18 protein-coding genes are annotated in these 24,976 nt (G+C 53.6%); 13 read left to right on the top strand and 5 right to left on the bottom strand.

Translation table 11 applies throughout. From position 1 onward, the window contains the following. Window positions 1–404 precede the first annotated feature (404 nt). Both H3U90_RS08435 and H3U90_RS04060 read left to right on the top strand, forming a co-directional pair. Window positions 405–698, top strand: a complete 294-nt coding sequence (locus tag H3U90_RS08435; protein WP_024627011.1) for an ABC transporter transmembrane domain-containing protein — start codon at window positions 405–407, stop codon at window positions 696–698. Window positions 699–1,095: 397 nt separating this feature from the next. Next, window positions 1,096–1,392 (top strand): ATP-binding cassette domain-containing protein, encoded by a 297-nt coding sequence (locus H3U90_RS04060; RefSeq protein ID WP_198217313.1) that lies wholly within the window; start codon window positions 1,096–1,098, stop codon window positions 1,390–1,392. Between the two features lie 1,429 nt (window positions 1,393–2,821). Here the strand turns inward: H3U90_RS04060 and H3U90_RS04055 are convergent. The 5 genes from H3U90_RS04055 to H3U90_RS04035 all read right to left on the bottom strand — a co-directional run bounded on the left by H3U90_RS04055 (window position 2,822) and on the right by H3U90_RS04035 (window position 7,543). Beyond that, a complete protein-coding gene (locus H3U90_RS04055) occupies window positions 2,822–4,330 on the bottom strand; it encodes a HAMP domain-containing sensor histidine kinase (protein ID WP_024627014.1) in 1,509 nt (502 codons plus the stop codon). Next, window positions 4,318–5,049: a response regulator transcription factor gene (locus H3U90_RS04050; protein ID WP_121914935.1), complete on the bottom strand. Its 732-nt coding sequence runs from the start codon at window positions 5,047–5,049 to the stop codon at window positions 4,318–4,320. Before H3U90_RS04050 ends, H3U90_RS04055 begins: the two co-directional genes overlap by 13 nt. Before the next feature lie 118 nt (window positions 5,050–5,167). Next, window positions 5,168–5,992: an ABC transporter permease gene (locus H3U90_RS04045; RefSeq protein WP_121914934.1), complete on the bottom strand. Its 825-nt coding sequence runs from the start codon at window positions 5,990–5,992 to the stop codon at window positions 5,168–5,170. A gap of 1 nt (window position 5,993) precedes the next feature. Continuing rightward, window positions 5,994–6,851 (bottom strand): hypothetical protein, encoded by an 858-nt coding sequence (locus H3U90_RS04040; RefSeq protein ID WP_198177150.1) that lies wholly within the window; start codon window positions 6,849–6,851, stop codon window positions 5,994–5,996. Next, window positions 6,848–7,543: a lantibiotic protection ABC transporter ATP-binding protein gene (locus H3U90_RS04035; protein WP_198177149.1), complete on the bottom strand. Its 696-nt coding sequence runs from the start codon at window positions 7,541–7,543 to the stop codon at window positions 6,848–6,850. The genes H3U90_RS04040 and H3U90_RS04035 overlap by 4 nt, the downstream gene beginning before the upstream one ends. A gap of 290 nt (window positions 7,544–7,833) precedes the next feature. Here H3U90_RS04035 and H3U90_RS04030 point away from each other — a divergent pair, with 290 nt between their 5' ends. From H3U90_RS04030 to H3U90_RS03980, 11 genes are all read left to right on the top strand, one after another. Then, window positions 7,834–8,226, top strand: coding sequence for a type I restriction-modification system subunit M N-terminal domain-containing protein (locus tag H3U90_RS04030; protein WP_198177148.1), 393 nt, complete (start codon window positions 7,834–7,836; stop codon window positions 8,224–8,226). Window positions 8,227–8,612: 386 nt separating this feature from the next. Then, window positions 8,613–9,902 carry a DNA cytosine methyltransferase gene (locus tag H3U90_RS04025; protein WP_198177147.1) on the top strand — a complete coding sequence of 430 codons (1,290 nt, stop codon included), beginning with the start codon at window positions 8,613–8,615 and terminating at the stop codon, window positions 9,900–9,902. Continuing rightward, a complete protein-coding gene (drmD, locus tag H3U90_RS04020) occupies window positions 9,889–12,528 on the top strand; it encodes a DISARM system SNF2-like helicase DrmD (RefSeq protein WP_198177146.1) in 2,640 nt (879 codons plus the stop codon). The genes H3U90_RS04025 and drmD overlap by 14 nt, the downstream gene beginning before the upstream one ends. An 888-nt stretch (window positions 12,529–13,416) precedes the next feature. Further along, window positions 13,417–16,746, top strand: a complete 3,330-nt coding sequence (gene drmA, locus H3U90_RS04015; protein ID WP_232340487.1) for a DISARM system helicase DrmA — start codon at window positions 13,417–13,419, stop codon at window positions 16,744–16,746. A gap of 1 nt (window position 16,747) precedes the next feature. Further along, on the top strand, window positions 16,748–18,523 hold the full coding sequence (drmB, locus tag H3U90_RS04010; protein WP_198177145.1) for a DUF1998 domain-containing protein: 1,776 nt from the start codon (window positions 16,748–16,750) through the stop codon (window positions 18,521–18,523). Next, window positions 18,505–19,164 carry a phospholipase D-like domain-containing protein gene (locus H3U90_RS04005; RefSeq protein WP_198177144.1) on the top strand — a complete coding sequence of 220 codons (660 nt, stop codon included), beginning with the start codon at window positions 18,505–18,507 and terminating at the stop codon, window positions 19,162–19,164. Before drmB ends, H3U90_RS04005 begins: the two co-directional genes overlap by 19 nt. A gap of 561 nt (window positions 19,165–19,725) precedes the next feature. Next, window positions 19,726–20,796, top strand: coding sequence for an iron-siderophore ABC transporter substrate-binding protein (locus H3U90_RS04000; protein WP_198177143.1), 1,071 nt, complete (start codon window positions 19,726–19,728; stop codon window positions 20,794–20,796). A gap of 19 nt (window positions 20,797–20,815) precedes the next feature. Further along, a complete protein-coding gene (locus H3U90_RS03995; RefSeq protein ID WP_198177142.1) occupies window positions 20,816–21,865 on the top strand; it encodes a FecCD family ABC transporter permease in 1,050 nt (349 codons plus the stop codon). Window positions 21,866–21,909: 44 nt separating this feature from the next. Beyond that, window positions 21,910–22,926 carry a FecCD family ABC transporter permease gene (locus tag H3U90_RS03990; protein WP_198177141.1) on the top strand — a complete coding sequence of 339 codons (1,017 nt, stop codon included), beginning with the start codon at window positions 21,910–21,912 and terminating at the stop codon, window positions 22,924–22,926. Window positions 22,927–22,931: 5 nt separating this feature from the next. Further along, a complete protein-coding gene (locus H3U90_RS03985; protein ID WP_198177140.1) occupies window positions 22,932–23,813 on the top strand; it encodes an ABC transporter ATP-binding protein in 882 nt (293 codons plus the stop codon). A gap of 185 nt (window positions 23,814–23,998) precedes the next feature. After that, window positions 23,999–24,973, top strand: coding sequence for a siderophore-interacting protein (locus tag H3U90_RS03980; RefSeq protein ID WP_198177139.1), 975 nt, complete (start codon window positions 23,999–24,001; stop codon window positions 24,971–24,973). Window positions 24,974–24,976 lie beyond the last annotated feature (3 nt).

Genomic DNA, 24,976 nt, shown 5'->3' with positions numbered 1-24,976 from the left:
CACACAAGCGGAATAGTAATGAGAAAACCGCATCTTTGATAGACGTGCCCCGCCTTTTGAAATCCATAAGGGTGTTTTATTCACGGTTAGTCTGCTAAGTATAGCGAGCGCCCTCTTAAATCTGGCTCAGCCACAGCTTGTCAATGTCATTCTTGGACGCGTGCAGCATAACATGCGATCCGCAGTGCCCCTCTAATAGCGTTGGCAGGAGTGTTTCTGTCCGGCGCAGCAATCACTTCTTTTGACGCTTACCTGCTGTTGAACGATATGAGACGGTCTCTAGTAATGCATATTCTGCATTTGCCGTTCAAAGATCTGGACCAGTCGCATACAGGCAACGTAATTTCTATTATTTCATCTGATACAAATGAACTGAAGCGATTGCTGACCGATAATTGCCAGAAGTGTTTGGCACTTTACTGGTGTTCATAGGCGCGTGTGTGGGAATGGTCATAATCAGTCCCGTCATGTTCGTTATCTCTCTTTCGACCTGTCTTGTTACTGTCGGTTTACTGGTAGTCTTATCCGGAAAATTACGAGACTGCTCCAGAGGGGCTCAAACGGCCATAGGAGATATGACGTCTGCAGCCACTGATGCTTTGATGAGTTTGAAAAGGATCAGGGTTTTCGACGCCACGGAGCGTGAGACCAATAAAATCGGCGAGAAGCCAGGCAAGCGTGCACATCCGGTCGTCTAATTTCAAAGAAGCAGTCACTGATATGGCCATCAGGAATGGCCTTAATGCAGTTGTGCCTGATGGTTGTATCGGGAATCGGCGCTTTCCAAGTGGCCAAAGGAGTGATGACTGTTCAGCAACTGGTAACTTTTCTATGTACCTAGAAATGATGCCCACGCCTATGGCGACACTTTCTTCGACATATAGCAGACTGTTCAGAGCGTTGGGCGCGAACTCCAGCATTCAAGCGATAATGAGAATGCCGACCGAAGATGCGACATCAGCATGAGCAGTATCCAGTAGGGTCCAAAGGAAGGTCACCAACTCCGATCAGATTGACATCGATCTTGACCATGCTGATATTCCGTATGATGACGCACGGAACAATCGTGGCGGGCTCCAACTGAATGAAGCGGGTGTGCATATGAAAGGCGGCGTCGTCTACGCGATAGTCGGACCATCCGAAGCGGGCAAATCAACCATGCTGGCCCTTATAAAGGTATTCTATAAGCCAAATCATGGCCATGTTCTCTTTAATGGCATTGATATTTCAACTCTCAGCTCCTCTTATGTACGTTCTCTGATCGGCTATGTAGAACAAGATGCCCCCATATATTCCGGTTCTTCCAGAACGAATTTGGCGATGAACAAGAACGGCGTATCCGATGAAGGCTGCTGGAATGCCTTAAATAAGGTGAACCTCACGCCAAAGTGAGAGACACCTTCGATGGATTGGATACCCCAGTAGGCAACGCGGTGTATTGCTGAGTAGCGGTGAACGCTATCGCTTGGCCCTGGCAAGGCTGTTGTCCATAAGGCGGCCGATCATGCTGCTTGACGAAACAACGTACCATTTAGACGCTAAAAACGAGGAGCTCGTCGCACAAGTCATTCATGCCAATTCCCCGGAGCAGACAATAGTCATGGCGGCACAGAGAATACAATCAATCGCTTCGTCAAATAGAATCATGGTTTTGGCCAATAGAACTATCAATGGTTTCCTTTGGAAAATATTGTCTGCCAATCCTACTCTCCTATATGTATTGCTGTTAATAAACTTGATACCAATGTGAATAATTTGGCTATATATAAATATGCGCGGAAAATACGATCCACCGGCAGCAAGGTTCTCACCTCAACAAAGGAACAGACGATTCAAACTATCGTCTTGCCCTCTAAAGATATCTTTAATGACATTTATTGGCTGCTTGGTTTCCAGCATGATATGCAGTCATTACTAGACTGACCACGGGATATCTAGCAGTAAAGTTTAGCTGGGAGTACAGCACGTGAACCTTACACAGGGCACGCGGGAATAAATCTTGGAATTGCTCATTGTCAAGACATGACCCTCGCTGTTCCGCACAGTCAATCAGCTATCTGTTTTTTGATGACTATATGATCACGACGATGTTGATCGCCTACGGGCTTAAGGAGCCGGACCGGGCATCAGACCGCTGGTTAATAGCCTAAACGAGTGGGCGTGGGCTGATACATGACGTACGCTCTGAGCTTCTCATACCAGATAGGATGATACAAAAAGAAAGAAGAGGATACGGCACCTATATTCCATGTCGGCCGTGCGTTTTGAACCGTATTACGGTATTTTCATGCCAGGCCCTGACGACGATCTCGAGGCTCCTCCGGTCATCTCAAATAGTTTCAATTTCATACAGCTGCGTAGGCGTCATACGGGCATCGGCATCTCCGATCGGGTATGACTGCCTGCGCTGATGCCTGCTGTCTTGCAGTAGACAGGCCTCTTCGCCTATGTGTCTGCCGTTGATGCAAGCCGAAACCACCGTTTTGCCGTCGATCAGGCTTTCGCTATAGAATATGTTTGACCTCGGGATTCATTTCTTTTTCCCTGTGCTATTATCGCCTACTCCAGCGACAGATCGCTCTGTTCAGCGTCATCTGATTTTTACATGCAGATCCCTACAGATTGATACTTTCTGTTATCTGTAACATACAGATCTGCCAAAGAATGGTGAACTTTAGTAATCAATTACTAAAGCGATTGCTAAACAATTGATGTTTTCATAATTATTGGCCCACGATTAACACTATTTGCTAATCTTTACCACTGTGCAATTCTTAACTGGACACCGAGTTTGCTGTGACCGGTATCAGCTCCGCTGAATTCACTGCACTGGCAAAAATACAGTGACTGCTGCGCCATCGCCACTGGCTGCATTGGCGAGGATTAGGCGGCCTCCTGCACTTTCCACAGTCGACCGCGCTGCAGCCAGGCCGATGCCATGGTGACCGCTGGAGCCGTGCCGACTGCTGTCAGCCTGATAGAGCCATTCCGTGGCATGGGCCAGAGCCCGGCTGCTGAAACCTGGACCCCGGTCACGCACCGTCACCACTAAGGCTCGCCCGCCCTCCTGACCACCCTCCAGCCTCCAGGTCAGCGTCACCAAGCCATGGTCCGGCGAGTAGTCGGCCGCGTTGGCGATGATGTTCATGATCGCTCGGGTAAGGTCAGCCGCGTCACCGGAAACCTGACCGGTGTCGGAACCTAGACGGTCATCCCGCTCAAGCCGCAGACTCCGGGCATTCAGGTAGCCTTGGGCCTGGTTGTTGACCGCATCTTTCAAAGCAACCGCCATGACCCCGGATCGCCCTGAAGCCGTGCCCACGGAACCCTGGCTGATGGCTTGCGCATAGTCAGCCATCTCACGGATGGCATCCTCGATGGAGTCCAGGTAGGACTGCTGCTCCCGGCTGAGCCCGGTCTCCCCCAGCAGGTCTGCATTGCCTCGCATGATGGTCAGCGGCGTCTTCAGGTCGTGTGCCAGGGCCGCCACCTGCCGACGCTGGGACTCCTGGGCCATCCAGGTCTTCTCCAGGGATTCCTTCAACGTGGCGCGCATCCTATCGAAGGACCCCAGCACCCGGTTGATCTCCAGCACGTTGCTGCGGGGCAGGGATGCGTCAAGATCCTGCCGCCCTATGTCGTCAGCCACCTGGTTGAAAACCTTGAGCTTGGACGATATGACATGGGCCGCCCGCAACCCGATCAGCAGGAGGGTGATCAGCAGGACCGCCCCGCAAGACACCAGCAGAAGATTCTGGGGATTGGGATAGCGGTCCCGGGCCTGCCTCGATACCCACTGCGGCTGGATCCGATAGGCCAGGACGCATGGCCGCCCATCGGCTGTGGCATAGACGAGGTAGGTCGCATTCGGCCTTGCACGAGTGGCGAGAGGCCGTCCCGTCTTCTTCTCCCGCTCTTCCGATGGCATGGATGCCCTGTGCTCCCAGTGGTCGGCCGCCAGCTGGTCGGCTTCGCTGGCCATGCCGCCCTTCATATCTCCCCCCGTGGGATGCACCTGATGGTCATAGGTTCGGTACCAGTAAGCAGCGGGAATCATGGATTCGTCAATAGCAGTCGAACGGCCGATGGAGTGCCCCACCTCCTCCAGATGCTGTTCGCCATAGTTGGCCCAGAAGAAGTCACCCCTGGTCCCCAGGTTTATCCAGACCATATACATACCGGCGAACAGCAGAGCCAGAATCAGCAGCACGTAGAGAAAGTATCTGATGATCAGCAGAACGATGGGCATTCCCTTGCGGCTTGGCCGGCCCTTGCCGTCGGGGTTCTGCTCCCCCGGCGCTTCGGGCACGCCGTCGGTCAGGCCGCCCATTGGTAACCCACCGACCAGATGGTCCTGATGGGGTCCACCCCCAGGGCCTTGAGCTTGCGCCGGGCATTGCTCAGATGGACTCTGACCGCAGCCGTGGCATCGCTGTCCGTATCCTCAGCGGCCGGGTCATCCTCAGCGGCCAAGCAGGCCTCCCATATCTGCATGGGCGCGTAGGCCCGCCCTGGATGTTCGGCCAGCAGTGCGCATATGCGGTATTCCGCATCCGTCAGATTGGCGTTGCGCCCGTCCACCCTGATCTGCCGCGCCTGAAGATCCATGTCCAAGGAGCCGAAACGCAGGAGCGGACGCCCACGCCGACTGCCCTGGGACAGCCTCGCCCTGACCTTGGCTCGGAGCTCGGCAATGCCGAAAGGCTTGCGTATGTAATCGTCAGCCCCCAGGCCATAGGCCAGGACCGCGCTGTCCTCGTCGGTCTTGGCCGTCAGGAAGATAATCGGGCAGGACACCCGTTCCCTGATGGAGGTCAACAGAGCGAAGCCGTCCAAGTGAGGCATCATGACATCGCAGAGGATCAGGTCGACCGAGGACAGGTCCATCCTCACGACCTCCCGGGAATCGTTGACCGCAGTCACGGCATAGCCGTCCTTGGACAGAGCGGCCATCAGCAGGGTGGTGATCCTGGGATCGTCGTCCACCACCAGGATGGATGCCCTATGCCTATCGTCCCCTGGGGAACCTTCGGCGTGCACGTCAGCCACGATTGGCTCCTTTTCTGCGCTTGCCGACTCGGCCCAGCCACTTTTGAGAATGAACGCCTTGTGGGCCGGGATTCTTGCAAGCCTGATTTCTTGCGGACCGGATGCCCTGCGACCCAGTCTAATCGCTGACCTTGCGACGATCCTCGAACCTGCCGATCCAGAGCAGGAGGGCCAAGCCCAGGGTCAGGGTGAAGACCAGACAGGGAATCAGATTATCCAGAGCCGTCACGCCGATTGAAGCACGCAGACCCTCACCTCCCGGCATGGTCAAGGCCAGTACCTGCTCGATTCCTAGGGAGCCGAACCTGGTAGGCCAAGTGAATGGTATCCACCGGGTGATTCCGGGGGTGCTGCCAACACCTGACAGGGTATGGCTGTACAGACCATTGAAGAGGCCGCCAAGGGAACTGATGGATATTCCGGTGCCGAGGACCCCAATAGCGATAGTCGTGTTTCTACCGAAGCGCAGGGCCAGGGCCATGGAGAAAAGGTAGAGGCAGAGGGAACCACCGGCCATGCCCAGGGTGGCGAGCGCTAGGGCCGAGATTGGCGCATCCAGTCCGCCGACCATAGCCATGGGCAGGCAAAAAGCCAGAGCCGCCAGGGCCAGAGCCAGCAGGCCCAGAAGCCAAAGCACCAGGATCTTGGCTGCCAGACCCAGTCGGCGGCTGGGAACCCCCAGAAGGTTGGCCATGTCGCCGGCCTCCCGCTCGGTTTCGATGTTCATGGCAACGACAATGGCGACCATCAGGGGCATGAGGGCACCCAAGACCTGAAAGAAGGCATCAGTCTCCAGACCAGGATCATAGGGGGCTGCGGCGAAGTAAGCGCCGCAGGCGAGCCCGGCCGCCAGGCCACAGATGACATGGATAGCGATAAGCACCGATCCGTGCAACCGTACGATTTCCGAGGCCACAACCCGGCCGACTGTCATCCTAGTCATGTCAGTTGGTCTCCTTCCGCGAGAACCAGATTCCCGTCAGGACGGACAGGAGCAGGAACCAGACCAGACAGGCCACCAAGGCCGTCAGGCTCTGCCCACCGAAGACAGACAAGGCAGCCTTGATCGGGCTGTTGTCTTCGGTCTCCAAGGGCACGCCATCAGGCATGACCTTCATGAAGGGCACCGGCAGGTTGATCATGGCGGCGGGCGGCAGGAAGGGCCATAGCCGTTGGTTTCCCCAGAAGGTGATCGAGACCAGCAGGTCCGCCATGTAAGGCAGGCCGAACCCAATCAGAACGCCGAACCGGGCGGTCAGCGCCAATCCCGCCGGTATCATCCAGGAACAGGCCAAGACCAGCATCAGGGCGCTGACTACGAAGTCGACTACAGACGGTCCCCCGACCCCGGAGACGGCGACCATGAGCGCCGAAAGACCCAGAGCCAGCAGGGTGGCGATGCCGATCAGAAGCAGGCAGTAGACGATCTTGGCCCACCAGACCAGAACAGGCGCGGCAGGCAGAGCCAGAGTGGTCCTCCACCGCTGCTTCCCGTCGATGTTGGCCACGGCAACGCTTATCAGAGCAGTCATGGCTGGGAGGAGCAGGACATACCAGTAGTTGACCCAGGAGGGCATCCAGACATGCAGCCCGAACGCGAAGCAAGCCACGATGACAATGAGCACCAGAGGGAAGGCCAAAGCCATCCGCCTAGGTGCGGCCGACCTGCCCTTCATGATCTCCGCCGCCAGAACCCTGCCAAAGGAGATGCCTCCTCCCCGCGTTCTAGCCTTTGTCACAACTCGGTCGTCTGAAGTAGCCGTATCCTGCTGGACGAGTTCGTTGGCATTCCGCTCGTTCATCGCGACCTCCTAAGCACGTCCATGAACAGCCCCTCCAGGTCCTCTCCGGCGTGCAGTTCATTCTCGTAGGCCAGGCGGCCGTCGGCGATGATGCCGATATGATCCGCCAGGATTGACACCTCGGAGAGGATATGGCTGGAGACGATCACGCTCATCCCCTGCTGCGGGAAGCTGCGGATCATCCCCCTCAACTCCTCGATGCCCAGCGGATCCAGCCCGTTGGTGGGCTCGTCCAGGATCAGCAGACGGGGTCTGGTCAGGATGGCGTTGGCTATCCCCAGGCGCTGCTTCATGCCCAGGGAAAACTGTCCAGCCTTCTTGGAGCCCGTATCGCTCAGTCCGGCAATGGAGAGCGCCTGGTCGATCCGCTCATCGGGCAGACCAAACAGGGTTGTGCGCACCTTGAGGTTCTGGCGGGCCGTCAGGTTGGGGTAGACGGGCGGCTGCTCGATCAGGGCGCCGATGTCGTAGAGGTCCCGGCGCGACCAGGGGTGCCCGTCCAGAATCATGGATCCGCCAGTGGGGTGCAGCATGCCTGTGACCATTTTCAGTGTGGTGGACTTACCGGCCCCGTTTGGGCCCAGGAGCCCGTAGACTCCGCCCTCAGGAACATGCAGGGACACTTGGTCGACGGCCCGCTGTCTGTGGCCGAAGACCTTGGTCAGACCCTCGGTCTGCAATATGTAACGCATGGTCAGCTCCTATTCGTTTCCGTATAGCAGGAGCCAGACTAAAGAGCGAAAATAAAGAAAGATAAAGAAGCCGGAATGGATTCTCACGCCATCAGTAAGTCAACGCAGTAATTTTATTCCTGCCGGCTTTACCAGACAGATTGATTTGATTGTTCTTTGTCCAGATCAATAAACAAATACTGAGATTGCAGATAAATACAGTTTGGCCAGCGCCCCCATCTGTCTGTTGAATGTCCCGTGCATAGGAGCACCTAGAGTGCAAGGAATACCACATACCAAGGAGAGCCAAAGTGGCAGAACTGCACAAGACCATCTGGAGAGCAGCCAATGAGTTACGAGGTTCTATGGACTGCCGGAATTTCAGGCCCTACATTCTTGGGCTGCTCTTCAACCAGCTCGTATCAGAACATCTGACAGACTTCCTAATAGCCGAGCACGCAGCAGGCAATAGCTATTTTGACTATCTGCAGCTGCCTGTCAGGCAGGCAGCGCTGCGGCGTAGGAACAAGGTGGCAGAAAAAGGGGCTCAAATCCACCTTTCTGATCTGTTTGTCGATGTACGGACTAATGCTTCTCTCGATGAAATTCTGAGCGAGTCTCTGGAAAGGATATTCAAAAATACTGATGGATCCGCCGTTGGACAGCTGGTGAAGATAACTTTAAAGGGCATTTCGACGGCTTAAACGTCAACAGCAACAAACTTGGCTCAACCGTGACCAACCGCAACAAGAATCTCCGTAGCCTGCTTCGCGCTATTGGCGACACCTAGCGATGGTTCGATGACAATACTCAGATGGGCAACTTTACTGATGCTTATGAATCGCAATGGACATATACGCTTCTTAGGCAGGCAAATCCGTCGCTGAGCTCTTTACGCCCCAAGCGGTCTCGGAACTGCTGGGCAGAACTGCCCTGGTCAGCAATATCCGTGTTAATAAGATGTAAGAAAAGGAGGATTTCCTCGGGATAAGGCGCGATGCGGGAAGAAGCATGACCGACGGTCTCATTTGAACATACAAGTCCTGTCCATACCGTACGGTAACTGAAACAAAGATTGTAAGGAAAATGCATGCCACGGGCGGATAAGCAGAGTAACTGCAATTTCATAGATCTCTTCGCAGGGGCTGGAGGCCTGTCCGAGGGATTCCTCCAGGCAGGCTTCAGGCCGATTGCGCATGTCGAGATGGATAAATACGCTGCAAAGACGCTTGAAACCCGCAGCGCATACTACTATCTGAGGAACACAGGCAATCTCGCTCTTTACAAAAAATATCTATCCAAGGAAATCAACCGTAACGAGTTCATGAGGCAGATCCCTGCATCTGTGACAAAGACGGTCATCAACCAGACATTGTCGGACGAGACACTTCCCTCCGTCTTCAAGACCATCGATAGCGTTATAAAGATGCGCGGCATCAATAATATAGACGTGATTGTTGGCGGTCCGCCATGCCAGGCTTACTCCATTGTCGGCAGAGCACAGAGCAGCCACATGGGGACCCCGATGGAGGACGATCCGCGCAACTACCTGTACAAGCTGTATGCTCGATTCCTCAAGAAATACCAACCGCGCATGTTTGTTTTCGAGAACGTGACCGGCATCGAGTCAGCCCAAGGCGGCACCATATGGAAGAACCTGCAAAAGTACCTCAAGCGCGTCGGATACGAGATCGAATGCCGGGAGCAGAACGCGCAAAACTTCGGTGTGCTTCAGAATCGACGGAGAATGATCATTGTCGGCTGGCTTAAGAACAGCGGCCTGGCATATCCTGACTTTGTAGGAAAAAAGTCGGATGCTGTGGTGAACGATCTGTTCACGGATCTTCCGAAACTCCATCCTGGCGAAAGCAATAACAACTACTCGAAAAAAATGCCGAGCAGATACGTGACTGAGACCGGCATCCGGACAAAGGACGACATCCTGACCCTGCAGAACTGCCGACCGAACATCGAGCGGGACGTAAGGATATACAAGAAGGTCATAGAGCTGTGGAACGACGGGCATAAACGTCTCAACTACAACGACCTGCCAGAGGAGCTAAAGACACACAAGAACCGGCACTCCTTCATCGACCGCTTCAAGATTGTTGAGGGAGACGAGCACTTCTGCCACACAATACTGGCGCACCTTTCCAAGGACGGTCATTACTTCATTCACCCGGATATTAACCAGCATCGGTCCATCACTGTGCGGGAAGCGGCACGCATACAGTCATTCCCTGACAGCTATTACTTCGAAGGGCCGCGAACATCGCAGTTTGTGCAAATCGGCAACGCCGTGCCTCCTTTGATGGCAAGAGGCATCGCAGAGGGCATTTTTACACAGCTTCAGGGGGAGGACACTAATGGACAGCAATGAAAACGGAAACCTGATCCTTCAGCAGTACGGCAGGTTCAAGCGCATGGAGCTGAAAAAATCACCTTTTCACTTTCTTCTTGCCAACGAGTCCCATATTGATCCGAACCCTCACCAGTTCAATGCCTTCTGTGCTGCCATCGACGCGATAAAAACGGGCGGCATAGTGCTTGCCGACGAGGTTGGACTCGGAAAGACAATTGAAGCGGGACTCGTCCTGCGCTACATGCGGGAATCTGGAGCGAAAAAAATTCTGATAGTGCTCCCCGCTTCCCTCCGCAAGCAATGGGAGCTGGAACTTGAAGACAAATTCGATCTGAAGTCCGTGATTCTGGACAGGCTCACGTTAGAACATGACGCGGAAAACTGGCACGAGAGGCTTGCTAACAAGCAGAACTTCCAGATCGTGATTACCTCCTACGACTACTCGTCGAAGTTGATGAAGCGGTTCCCTGATGTGAAATGGGATTTCCTTATTATCGATGAGGCACACAATCTGCGCAACCTGAACGGCACGAAGCGCGCGAAGAGACTATATAGTCGTTCTGTCGGTATTCCGAAGATACTTCTGACCGCGACTCCGCTGCAGAACTCCCTCATGGATCTGTACGGGCTGATCTCCTTCATCGATCCAAAAATCTTCGGCTCAGAGCAGGTGTTCCGACAGCGGTACATGAAGAACGAGAATTACGACGACCTTAAGCGCGAACTTGCGCCGGTGCTATACAGAACCCTCCGGAAAGACGTTGCAGATTATATGCACTTCGCGAAGAGAATCTGCAAGACCGTGGATTTTGAACTGTCGCGGGACGAGATCGAGCTGTATGAGCGGGTCAATCAGTTCCTCAAGAGGGATAACCTGTATTCCATACCGTCCTCCAATCACGGACTGGTCATCCTTGTTATCCGTAAGCTCATGGCTTCATCAAGCTTCGCCTTGATTGAGACATTCGAGGTACTGAAAAAGCGACTCGAAAAGCTGTATGAGGGCACGAAGTCAGCTGACGCGCAGGAGGGCTTTGACCTCTTCTGGAGCTTTGTCGAGGACGAGATCGATGAATCCGGCTTTGAAGAAGTCGAAGATGAAGACACCGCCGCACAGAAGGCATGCATTCAGAATGAAATGGACGAGGTCAGCGCAATCATCGATGTGGCGAAACGTATCAAGACGAATTCCAAAGTCACCGCTCTGAAACAGGCACTTAAAATCGGTTTCTCGTATCAAAGGGCTCATGGCATAGCACAAAAGGCTGTCGTGTTCACGGAGTCAAAGCGGACACAGAAATACATCGCTGCTGAGCTGCGCAGATCCGGATACAGCGAGGAAGACATCCTCCAGTTCAACGGCGATTTCGACGATGCTCTGACCAAGAAAATCTACCGGGCATGGCAGGCGAAGAACTACAGGAACGCGAACTATGGCAGGAGCGTCGAATACAAACACGCCATCGTTGACTATTTCAAAGGGAACGCGAAGATATTGATTAGCACCGATGCCGGTTCCGAAGGCCTGAACTTGCAGTTCTGCAATATGGTCATCAACTATGATCTGCCATGGAACCCAATGAAGATAGAACAGCGGATTGGCCGCTGCCACCGCTACGGACAGCAGAACGATGTGGTCGCCATCAACCTACTAAACACACAGAACGAGGCGGATAGGCGCGTCTACGAGATACTGTCAAAGAAGTTTGAACTGTTCGAAGGCGTGTTCGGTGCCTCTGACATTGCACTCGGGGCACTGGAATCCGGCACAAGCTTTGAGAAAACTGTACTGGACATCTACCAGCATTGCAACACAACAGCTGAATTCAAGAAAGCGTTCGATAAGCTTGACGAGAAGCTGAACGCGAAGCGCAACAAAAAGACGCGCAAGCTCCGCGACATCCTGATCACGGAAAGCAACGGTGCAAAGAAGCAGGCGCTCGAAGGAACAAAGAAAGACATCGACAGATATCTTCGGGAAGTCAACTACTGGGGCAAGGTTCCCAAGCCCAAAGTATTATTCAAGGACACTCAGTACTGGAAAGTCGACGGCTGGGGCCAACAGGTATTCGGCGCGCACGGCTACCTGTTTCTCGGAGCGATGTGCAATAACACCGACATCCTCTTTCCGGCACTGCTCCTGTGCGACCATGATGGGAAATACATTGACTTTGATGAGGATGATCTCGTGCCGGAACTGGAAAAGATCAACAATTCTGCTATCCATTATTTTAAACCGACCAATGAGGAAAACGAAATACTCCAGAGCGCACACGAGAATCTCGTCACTGAGATGCTGAATAGGCTCGAAGAGCAGACGGAACCTGTGCGGGAATACAACAGACACAAAATCGAAAACTGGATTCGCATCCAGAGTGAACAGCTCGCTGTGGAGTACCAGGAAAAGAGCGCGGAAGTTGAGGCCCTCCGCGATGAGGAGAGGGCCTCAAACAATATTTACGAAAAGATGGACATCATAAAAAAGACGAAGCAGAAGGAGAAAAAGCTCGAGGAGTTCCACACTTCGTTCCATGAACGGGACAGCCAGTTCAGATCCGAAGGCGAACGGGAAATAGCAGAGTTCAACAAGGACCTTGAGATTGACAATCCCATTCTTCTGATCAGCATCATACTGAAGTTTTAGGAGATACGGTCACGCAGGAAAGCGAAAGGTTTAAGCTGACTTGAGTCGGTAAATACTATGAGAAGAAACTTGTCGAACCGCGCCTTCTTATGAAAGATACGGAGCAAACCGACGGTGACCCAGACAGCGAGAACATGCTGGGCCACGGTGACAACCTGGCCAAGCTCCAATAAGTATGGCAGCAGGACTATGCTGGACGGTTAAATGCATTTTTCATTGACCCGCCCTGCAGCAAGGTTTCCTATTCAAACAATACGATAATGATGTATCATATTATTTGGTTATTTATGATGCAATATTGTCTTGCTCTATTGCATGAATTGTTAGCAGACGATGGAAGCATCTGGATTTCCTTGGATGATAATGATGTCTTCTAACTTAAGGGTTCTTATGGATGAGATCTTTGCAAGACCATGTTTCATGATTACCGTTGCTTGGAGATCAATCAATAAAAGCAACAATGATTCTAAACAGTTCTCACTTGGTCACAATTACGCGCTTTTTATTCCAACACCCATTGCACACCCAGAACAGAGAGATTGTTCTCCATCATTCTTGAGGAAAATCCAGACGTGTTCGGCTTGATTACGCCACCGTTGAATCAGCTTGGCTTGTTCTGGAAAGCCCGTCAGCGCGGTACGGCCCCGGCTCTCTCTTGGCAATCACGACCGGGAAATACACGATCGAGGCCAGAGCACTTAACGAACTCAATAACAAGAAGACTGCTTCCAAGACGTGTGAAAGCGTCCAGTGGCACAGCTTCGCAGCAACAGCCGATCAGGACAAACAACATAGAAGTACCGACTGATCCCCCCCCCCCGACAACATTTACCCCGGGAACAACAACAAATATACCCTCGGAACAGCACATTCCATAAAGGAGGACTAATGCCTGACAGATTCAAATATGCCGAGGTACGGCAGAAAATCATAGATGCAATCCGAACCGACCTGATTGGCCCATGTTCTTCGAAGGAAAAGCTGGATGAGAATCCTCGCTACGCATACCTTGTCGGCAAGCTCGAACCGCAACGTGATGAGAATGCACCAGACGAGAACGAGCAAGAAATCGAAGCCGACATTGATCACGACAAAGGCGAGGACTTTACTTCGGGTAAGGATGACGACAACGAGCCGATATCCACCACGAAATTCGAGCTACCGTCATCCATTGGCATCAGCTTCTATGTGGAAAGCAGCCTCGACTGCATCTGTCTGGATGTGACGTGGGGAGACTATACAAAATCGACCGAAAAGAACATCGACAAGGATGGAAAGGAACACAGCCACGCGATTTATAAGAGGATTCCGGAGGAGGAAACCGTCCAAGTAAAGTTCAGTGACTTCGCGCGTACAAAGGACTACCCGCTTGTGCAGGATTCAAATGTACATGTCCATGTGTCGCGTATCCCGCTAAAGGACAGGTATTCTCTCATTACTGCCTATGTTGTGAATAAGAGGAGCAATCCGTCCAGCGACGTTGAGGGACTGATGTTCCAGGTAGGAATCAAAGCTCATGCGGAGGACGGTTCGGCGGTGTTTATCGCCGAGCATATCTGCAGGAATGTTCTTGCGACTGATGAGTTCTACTTCGAACAGCGACCAATCATGGGACGTGGTAGAGGTTGCGCGGCCGTATGGGGAAATACTGAACATGGCCGAACTAATTATGTTGAATCCGCATTCATTCCAGAATACGAGTACCCCGGAGTCAGTGCTGCACTCAAGGGCTTCTCGGCTAAATATTTTTCGACATGGCAGATGGCGGCCAAAGGCAAAAAAGCGGATACGCTACACAAGCTGAAAACGCTTGCCGACTCATATGAGAATTGGATTAAAGAAACACTGGAAAGCAACCCAAGGATGAATGATCAGGGATTCCAGGAGCAGGTCGGGAATCTCGTCATCGACCACTGCCGGGATGCACTGCGCAGAATCCGGGCCGGCATCCAGATCATTGAGACCGACGAAATCTCCTTTGAGGCGTTCAGCTTCATGAACAGCGTGATTTTCATGCAAAACAGCATCAAGAACTACGCGAAAAAGCATGGAAAAGGCATCGAATGCAATTTCGAAGAGTTTCTCAATCCAAATAACCCGAAGAACGAGTTCGCCTGGAGACCGTTCCAGATTGCCTTTATCCTTATGAATCTCAAGGGCATCGTACATCAGGAAGATCCCGAGCGGGGGATCGTCGACCTGCTCTACTTCCCGACTGGCGGCGGAAAGACGGAGGCCTACCTTGGACTTATGGCCTTCACTATCGCCAACAGACGTCTGAGAGCTTCAGATGCTGACAAATACAATCATGACGGCGGTGTGACCATCATTTTGCGTTACACGCTCAGACTGCTAACGACGCAGCAGCGTGACCGTATCACAAGGATGGTTGTCGCCGCAGAGCTTGTCAGGCAGAAAAGCTATCCCTGTTACGGATCTGAGCCAATAAGCATCGGTTTCTGGGTCGGAGGTGGAGTGACTCCAAACAAATTCGAGGACTTGAAAGAAAAGCCAGAAAAATCTTACGAGACACGAAGCCAGAAAAAACTGCTTTATAAGCAGCTTCTTACTTGCCCACTCTGTGGCAGACCTCTCACAAAGGACGATTTTTATATCTCGCCGGACGAGAAATCTGTAGAAATATATTGCTCGGACAAGAACTGCAAGTTCTATAAATATTCAAAGAATGAAGAGCGCACCCCGATTCCGGTATACCTGGTTGATGAGGAAATCTACGCAAAATGTCCGACTATTATTTTGTCAACAGTCGACAAGTTCGCAAGGCTGCCGTGGGACGTAAACACGAACGCTCTATTCGGAAGAGTTAACCGCAAGTGCAGCCGCCACGGATATATTGCGATTGGTGCAAAACATGCGAAACACAGGAGGACAGCAAGTCTTCCTGCTGCAGAGATTACGCCGGTGAAACCGTTTCTTTCTCCGGAGTTGATTATCCAAGACGAGCTTCATCTAATTACGGGGCCTCTTGGAACTGTCTATGGTGCTTATGAAACAATTATTGAAAACATGTGCACGCACGATGGAATCAAACCAAAGTATGTGGTCTCCACGGCAACAATAAAAAACGCGGACAATCAGGCGAAAAGCTTGTACGCCAGAAATACAACGAAACAATTCCCTCCGAATGGCTTCGAGATTGGCGACAGCTTCTTTATACGCGAAATCCCAGTTGGAGAAGATCCATTTCGGAAATATGTCGGTATTTGTGCTCCTGGGCAGTCTATGAAGACGGCCTTGCTGAGAACTTACGCCATCATTCTGCAGGCAGCTTACACATTCTCCCTGCAGGAAAAGTATAAGGATGTCATTGATCCGTACTACAGCCTAATTGGGTATTTCAACAGTATCCGAGAACTTGGAGGCACAGTCCGCCTTCTGCAGGACGATATTCCTGACAGAATAAAACGAATTCAAAAACGTTACCATTGCAAGAAACGCCGTTTTCTAAATAAGAATGACGAGATAACATCCCGAATGTCGTCATGGAAAATACCGGAAAAACTCAACCAGCTTGAACTGCCCTACACCTCGAAGGATTGCATCGACACAGCTCTCGCAACGAATATGATTGCTGCTGGCATGGATGTGGATCGTCTCGGACTTATGGTTGTGACGGGTCAGCCGAAGCAGAACTCCGAATACATCCAAGCGACAAGCCGCATAGGACGCGCTCATCCAGGACTCGTCGTGACGCTATATAACGCATATCGTCCTCGCGACCTTTCACATTATGAAAACTTCACCGGCTACCATACGCAGCTTTACAGGTTCGTCGAGGGGACAACTGCCACTCCGTTTTCTGCAAGAGCACGTGATCGTGTTCTACACGCACTTGTTATTTCAGCGATAAGACTTCTATACCCGGAAATGGCTGACAACAAGGATGCCGCGGCAATAAATTCTCTGTCACAGAATCAGATCAATGTTGTGAAGAAGATGATTCTTGACCGGATTAGGATTGTCAAGCCATCAGCGAGAGTCGATACGAATGAAGAGATTGACCAATTCATCGATTGGTGGAAGTCAAAGGCAACCCAGGATAACAGGCCTCTTCGCTATTACGTTTTAGGAACCGAAAAATACAGCAGGCTTATGAACGGATATGAACAGCTTCACATCGAAAGTGAAAAGCCTACTTTACGATCGATGCGCGATGTGGAGAGCGCAGCAAATATGTACTACTACACGGAGGAATAATATGGCTGGATACTACAGCAACAAACTTGGCGAACTGCACCCGAATCAAATCATTACAACTTTTGGACCGGGATCAGTTGTAGATGCGGTCAAAGACTCGGTGACTATTCTAGATATCCCGTACTGGAAAGACAAAGGAAAGAAGATAATAGACGGTCGGCTTGCATCCTACCTAAACGTTGATGCCTTCTATATGCCGAGAACTACCTCTGCACATGACATACCTGTCGTTACTTTTCCTTACTGGCATGTTTGCTCCAACATCAAATGTGGGAGGCTGTTTGATGCAAGAGAGGGTATCGACAATGATCTTGACAAATATCTAAGATATGGTGCTAGCTGTCCCGACTGCGGCTGGCGTGTTTATCCTGCCCGTTTCATAACGATCTGCGAAAACGGGCACATATCAGATTTCCCGTGGAAATGGTGGGTTCATCGCGGGGATACTGATTGCGAAGGCACAATGAGAATGTACTCCACCGGAAATACGTCCACGCTGTCGGATATGTGCGTGAAGTGCTCCTGCGGCATGAACAGAAGCATGAGCGGAGCCACGCAGGCCGGAAACTTCGAGGGACTGTCTTGCTGCGGCATGCACCCGTTCCGGCCACATAGCAGAAGCGAACAGTGCGAGAAACCGGTCATCCCATCACAACGAGGCGCATCGAATGTGTACTTTGCTGTGACCAGAAGTGCCATATCTATTCCGCCGTGGATCAATCCCCTGTACAACCTGATAGACGAGCATCTTCGGGATATTGAACAGGCAAAAAATATGGCTGTAAGACTCCAAGGTAACGAAGAAGAAGGTCTTCAGCAGATTTACGAAGAGTACTTCTCTGATTATTCGCGCGAGGAATTCGATGCAGCCTATGCGCGGCGCATGAATAACATCAAAGAGTTCACAGAAATCAAGCGAATGGAGTATGAGGCCATAACGCATCACAATGATCCGACTTATCAGTCCAACAAGAAGCATTTCAAGGCCGAGGAAGATGTTTTGCCCGAATACTTCAAACATTACTTCAACCGAATCATTCGCATAACAAGACTGCGTGAAGTGCAGGTACTTCTTGGCTTCACTCGGGTTGATGCTCCTGATCCTGATGCGGATGAACAGCCGAATGTCGTCTACCTGGCAAAAGGCGGAGATGAACGCTGGCTTCCTGCAGTGGAAGTAAACGGTGAAGGAATCTTTATAGAATTCAACAGGCAAACGCTTGCGGAGTGGCTTGGTGAACCAGAAGTCAGAGAAATTTCAGAAAAATATACCATCTCCTACAGGAAATACTGTGAGTCAAGGGGATGGAAGATAACGACGGATCGCAATGCCGTTTATGTCCTTATGCATACCTTCTCCCATCTTCTCATCAAGCAGATGGCCATGTCGTCGGGCTACTCCTCTTCGGCAATCAGGGAAAGAATATACTTCGGCGACAAGATGGCGGGCATTCTGCTCTACACGGGAAGTTCCGACAAGGAAGGCTCTCTGGGAGGTCTTGTGGAGCTCGGTACGGCAGACCAGATGACAAACCTCATGCGGGAAGCATTCCAAGAAGCCTTGGTATGCACGAACGATCCAGAGTGCATGAACACGCTTCCAGCAGGACAGAATTTAAACGGAGCTACATGCCATTCATGCTGCATGATTTCAGAAACTGCTTGCGAGAACGGGAACCGCATGCTTGACCGGGGACTCGTGGTTCCTCTATCGGAACGTGAGGAGACTTCGTATTTTCGAGAGTTGGTGAATGAGCTATGCCAGGTGGAGATGTAAAAAGAGAAATACTTTTGAATACCATAAGGGCAGATGCCTCCAATGGTACCGACAATGCCACAGGCTTCCTGCGCAGACAGTATCCAAGCTTGTCACCGATAGATTGCGAGGAAATAGCTGAAACAATCAAGTCTGCTCTGAACACTCAAATCACTGACAAGGTCTCTCTTGTCGTGACAGCACCGCCATCGTTCAGAATTCATGCAAAACCAACGATGACCGTTGTCCGATCATTGATCGAAGGCGCGAAAAGAAACATTCTGATTACCGGATACGCGCTTTCTTCGTATTTCTCGGAACTTACAGATACCATTATTGGCAAAAGCCTGAAAGGAATTTTCGTCAAGTTCTTCATCAACAATATCGCGAAACAGCCAGAAGCAGACCAATTGCTTCGGTACAAGGGTCGCTTTCTCAAGATCTACGACTACAGCAATAAGGAAGACAAGATGGCTGCTCTACACGCCAAGGTCATCTCTACAGACATGAAACAGACTTTTATAACATCGGCAAATCTGTCATACCACGGGCAAGAAGGAAACATCGAACTTGGAACCCTGATCGAATCAGAGCGCACAGCGAAACAACTCGATGAAGTGATGACACAGCTTATCTTCAAAAAAGTATTCAAAGAAATATGACGCACGGAAGTGATGCCGATGTCGGATATTCGGACGAAGGAACAGCGGCAGAGGCAGAACTGGATAGTCATTTGCCTTTCATGCCACTCACGCATATACAGCCTTTCCAGCAAGGGTGAGGTCTTGTTTGAGCAGAAACATTGATAAGCTTGCATCCGTCTTTGAACGCTTTGGGGATCTGAGACAAAATTCAGTACCTGCCTTTCTGAAAGACCTTGATATGCGACGGTGCTCGGCAGGAATGATCCACCTCCTGCCAAGCACCTTTCTCAAGGATGTTCGCTTGGAATCTCCGTGGGATCCATCAGCACTTATATACGCCTCACTGAAGTGGTTGGAGATCATTTGCGGAGCAGCAAAGAACGCTGAATTCAATAGGTTACCCACGGACTTGATCACGAAAGACACTGTGGTCGGCTTTTGTTTATCTCCCTTGCATATGCTTCTTTTAACACACGCAACCAAGGAAATCAACTCTTTTCTTCCCGCCGGGCCGATGCTACATCTGGTACCTGGCTCTGGTGCACCATGCCAATTCGACAGCACGATCAAAGGAACCACATGCACATTCGACCACTCCTTTCCCTCACTCGATTCAAGCGCACTATCGCAGTAATCCTGGTACTGGCAAGTGCCCTCTTCTTCCTGGGCGCCTGCGGATCGGGCTCGCAGGCAGACCAGTCCAACCAGTCAAAGACCTCGAAAGGGCAAGGCTCCTTCCCCGTCAAGATCGATCATGTTTACGGCACCACCTCGATCCCTTCCAAGCCCAAGCGCATCGCCACCGTCGGATGGGCCACTCCCGACAACCTCATCGCCTTGGGGGTCGTGCCGGTCAGCATCCAGAAGAACTCCTTCGGCAAGACCGTGGATGGAGGGTATCTGCCCTGGACCAAGGATGCCCTGGATGAGATGCATGTGGCCAAGGCGGATATGCCCAAGCTGCATGACGAATCGGACGGCATCGATGTCGAGGCCATCGCCGCGTCCAAGCCCGATCTAATCATCGGCCTGCTCTCCGGCATGACCAAGAAGCAGTATGACACCTTGAGCAAGATTGCGCCGACAATCGCCTATCAAGAGGTTGCCTGGGGCGACCCCTGGCGCAAGGTCATCACGTCCACAGCCAAAGCCATCGGAGAACCCGAAAAGGGCAAGCAGCTGATATCCGACCTGGAGGAGCGCATCTCAAAGGCCGGAGAGACCCAACCGGCCATCAAGGGCAAGACCGCGGCAGTGATGTATTTCGATGCTTCCAAGCTCTCTAAGTTCAGCGTCTACACCACCTCCGACGCCCGGCCTCAGTTCCTGAACGACCTCGGTATGGAGACTCCGGAGTCCATCAAGGAGGACTCCAAGAGCACCAAGAACTTCTACAAGGAGATCTCCTCCGAGCATGCCGACAGGTACAAGGATGTCGACATCATCGTTACCTACGGCACCCCGGACCTGCTTGAAGCGATGCGCAAGGACCCCCTCCTCTCCAAGATTCCCGCAGTTGAGCGCGGATCCGTCGTGGTCATCGACAATGACAGCGAGATGGCCAATGCCCTTGACCCCTCGGCCCTGTCCATCCAGAAGACGACCGACGCATACGCCCAACTTCTGGGCGAGGCTGCCGCCAAGGTCTAATCAGGCCGCAGGTGAGGGGATGAAAGAGGGAGAGGTGGCGCATATATACGGTCGGCGAGCAACCATGCATCGCAATGGAAACGGACCCATGGTCCTGTCCGGGCTGATTCTGGCGGTCTGCCTGGTCATGGTCTGCGCCCTGTCCCTGGTTTTCGGCTCCCGTTCCGTCAGCCCTTCCGACATCCTCCACGCCCTGTCCGCCTCCTCGGATGACATCGCGGTCTCGGCCATCCGCCTGAGAATCCCCCGCACCGTCCTCGGCCTCCTGGTCGGTGCCGGGCTCGGGGTGGCCGGGACCCTGATGCAGGGCATATCACGCAATCCACTGGCGGACCCGTCGATTCTGGGTTTCAATACGGGGGCGGCCCTGGCGATCGTCTGCTCCATAGCCTTCTTCTCCCTATCGACCCCGGCCCAGTATGTCTGGGTGGGACTGCTGGGCAGTGCGACGACCGCACTGGTCGTCTGGGCCATAGGCTCTCTGGGGCCATCCGGTCCATCTCCGCTACGGCTGACCCTGGCCGGTGTCGTGATCAGTTCAGTGCTGGGATCTCTTACCTCCGCCATCCTTCTGCCGCGCATCAATGTCATCAGCTCATATCGCTTCTGGCAGGTGGGCGGAATCTCCGGCGCCCGGTTCGATCTCATGATGCCGGTCCTGCCTCTTCTCACTCTTGGGTTGATACTCGCCTTCTGCCTGACGCCCGGGATTAACGCCTTGACCCTGGGTGATCAGATGGCCGAAGGACTGGGTATGCACGTCGGGCGTGTCCGCAGCCTGGCCTGGCTTGCGGCGATACTCCTCTGCGCCTCCTGTACGGCACTGGCGGGTCCGATTGGCTTCGTCGGATTGGTGGTCCCCCATGTGGCACGACTGCTTATAGGACCCGACTACAGACGAATCATGGCTCTGAGCATCCTCATCGGCCCCCTTCTGGTGGTTGGCGCCGACGTGGTGGGCAGGATGATCACCCGCCCATCCGACGTGGAGGTCGGCATCGTCACAGCACTGATTGGGGCTCCCGTATTCGTGATTCTGGCCGGGCGCAGAAGAACCGCGGAGGTATAGGCATGGATGCTTGCCTCCTTCATGATTCGCATAGACCCGATGCGATGACCGACCTGCAACGGATACGACGGACCCATACCGTTCGTTCACTGGCAGTCACCATCCTGCTTGTGGTACTCCTGGTTGCTCTCGCGCTGTCCGACCTGGCTCTGGGACACCGCACATACTCCATGAGCGACCTGATTGGAGCGCTTCTGGGGCAGGGAGACGAAGGGACCGGATTCCTGATTCTCCAACTCCGCATGCCCAGGGCACTGATCGGCTGCGCCGCCGGCATCGCATTCGGCATGGCCGGAATTGGTTTCCAACACCTCCTGCGCAACATGATGGCCAGCCCGGATATCATCGGCATCACGGCAGGAGCCAACACGGCCGCCATCTTCGGCATTGTCGTATTGGGCCTGTCGGGCATGCCCTTGGCCTGCCTGGCGGTCATAGGCGGTCTCCTGACAGCCCTCCTGGTCATGGCCCTGGCCTGGCGCGGTTCGTTCGACCCGACCCGGCTGATACTGATCGGAATCGGAGTGGCCGCAGGGTTCAATGCTCTGGGTTCCTGGCTCATGGTTCGCAGCAACCAATGGGACATCCAGGCAGCAACCCGGTGGCTGACGGGCAGCCTGGCCGATGCCCAGTGGTCCGATCTACCCATACTGGCAACAACAACCCTCGTCGGCGCCGCGCTCCTGCTGGCACTCGACAGGAATGTCAGCACACTGCAGCTGGGACCGGAGATGGCCGCCGGACTGGGAGTCAGGGTAAGCCGTGTCCAGTTCGAGGTGATTATCGTGGGTGTGCTGCTCCTGGCTGTCGCAACGGCGACCACCGGTCCCATCGCCTTTGTTTCGTTCCTCTCCGGCCCCATCGCCGCAGTCCTGGTTGGTCGGGGAACATCGGCCCTTATCCAGTCGGGCCTGGTGGGAGGTTGCCTGGTTCTGGGGTCGGACATCGTCGCTCAACATCTGCCCACAACCCAGGTGCCGGTCGGCATCATCACCAGCATTGTGGGCGGCCCCGTCCTCATCCTGATCATGGTCCTCATGACCCGCAGACAGGAGCTCTGAACATCATGACGTCACCCCTGGCACACGACTCCTGGAGCAGCGCGCATAAGCTGACCGCCTCGCACCTTCGCCTCACCTATGGCGGGCGTACGGTCATCGAGGACCTGAGTCTGGATATACCCCCACACACGATGGGGTCCATCATCGGACCCAACGGGTGCGGAAAATCAACCTTCCTCAAGGCCATGGCCAGGATACTGAAACCGGCCTCGGGTGCCGTCATGCTGGACGGAGAACCCATCACCAGCATGCCCACCCGCAAGGTGGCGACGATCCTGGGGCTGCTACCGCAGAACCCGTCAGCCCCCACCGGCATCACCATCGCCGACCTGGTCGCTCGCGGCCGATACCCCCACCACCACTTCGTCGAGCGGTGGACGACCAAGGATGAAAAGGCGGTGGAACGGGCCCTTGCCCTGACCGGACTGACCGATATGGCTGGATGCCCAATCGACCGTCTGTCCGGAGGCCAACGCCAGCGCGCCTGGATCGCCTTGACCCTGGCCCAGCAGACCGACATACTCCTTCTTGACGAACCGACCACTTATCTCGACATCGCCTACCAGCTTGAGGTACTTGACCTGCTGAGCACCCTGAACAGGCAGGAGGGAGTCACAGTGGTCATGGTTCTCCACGACCTGAACATGGCCGCCAGATACTCGGATTGGATCCTGGCCATCAAGGATGGCAGGAGGGTCGCCCTGGGCGCCCCCGATGAGGTCATGACCGAGAACCTGGTCAGCGAGGTATTCGACATCGCTTCCACTGTGGTGACCGATGGATCCACCGGTGCCCCCTTGATGACCCCGGCACCCCTCCATAGTCTCCAAGCCCACTCTGGCGGGGCTTGTAATGCACACGTACACTGGGATGACTCGGCAGGATGACACCGAACAACCCAATGATGTAAAACCTCTCGTCCCGCTCCCCACATCGCTTACCCCAACGTCCCCAACCCCGACCTCCCGAACCGCAAAACCTCAAACCACAAAGTCTCAAACCACCACAACCCGAGCGCCTACAGCCCGACACCACGGTCAACCCATAAACCCCAACCGAAAGAGAGCCAGCCATGGAACAACAAGCCACCAATCATCCTGTACCCTTGATTCCCTTCCGTGTCTCCGTAGCCAGAGCGGAAACGCTCTCGCCCCACTTCAAGCGGATCGTCTTCCAGGGACCGGATCTGAAGATTTTTGCAGACGCGGGCTACGATGAGCGAATCAAAATCCTCTTGCCCCTCCCCGACGGATCCGTGCCGCCCCCTTCCTTCTTCGAGGCGACCCCTGAAGATCCGCTTGCCTGGTACCAACAGTGGAGGACCCTGCCCGCAGAGAGCCGCAATCCTCTGCGCACCTATACAGTTCGCAAGGTCAGGCCCGGGAGCGAGCAAATCGACGTGGACTTCGTCATCCACGATCATGCCGGGCCCGCTGGAGCCTTCGCAGAGGCTGCCAGGCCTGGCGACCAGGCCATCATCATCGGCCCGAATGCACAGGCAGGAGGTCCGGTCGCGGGGATGGACTTTCACCCAGGCCAATCCAGGCATCTTCTCCTGGTGGGCGACGAAACGGCGGTACCGGCCATCGCCGCCATAATGGACAGCCTGATCCGGGACCACTGGCAGGGCGACGGGGTGGCGGTGATCGAGATCCCGACCGAAGAGGATCGTCTTCCGCTGCCCGAGCACGAAGGAATCCGCGTAATTTGGACGACCTGCGACGAATCCGGACATGGATATGCCCTTATCGAAGCCATGCGCAATCTCCTGGAGGACCTGCCAATCCATTCGTCTATATCGGCTACGGCCGCTAAATCTTCCAAGGAATTCACAGAGATCGATATCGACAAAGAACTGCTCTGGGAGACTGCCGATGCCGCCCAGGCGGATGCCTCCATCCATGTCGACGACCTGTATGCCTGGATCGCCGGAGAGGCAGCCACCGTCCGCGAACTGAGGCGCATGCTGGTCAGAGACCGGGGAATGGACCGGCGTAGCGTCTCTTTCATGGGATATTGGCGTCAGGGACGCAGCGAGATGTCCTGACCG

This window comes from Bifidobacterium sp. W8103 (assembly GCF_016100775.1).
Classification (GTDB): Bacteria; Actinomycetota; Actinomycetes; order Actinomycetales; family Bifidobacteriaceae; genus Bombiscardovia; species Bombiscardovia choladohabitans.
This window is presented reverse-complemented; position numbering and strand designations above follow the sequence as displayed.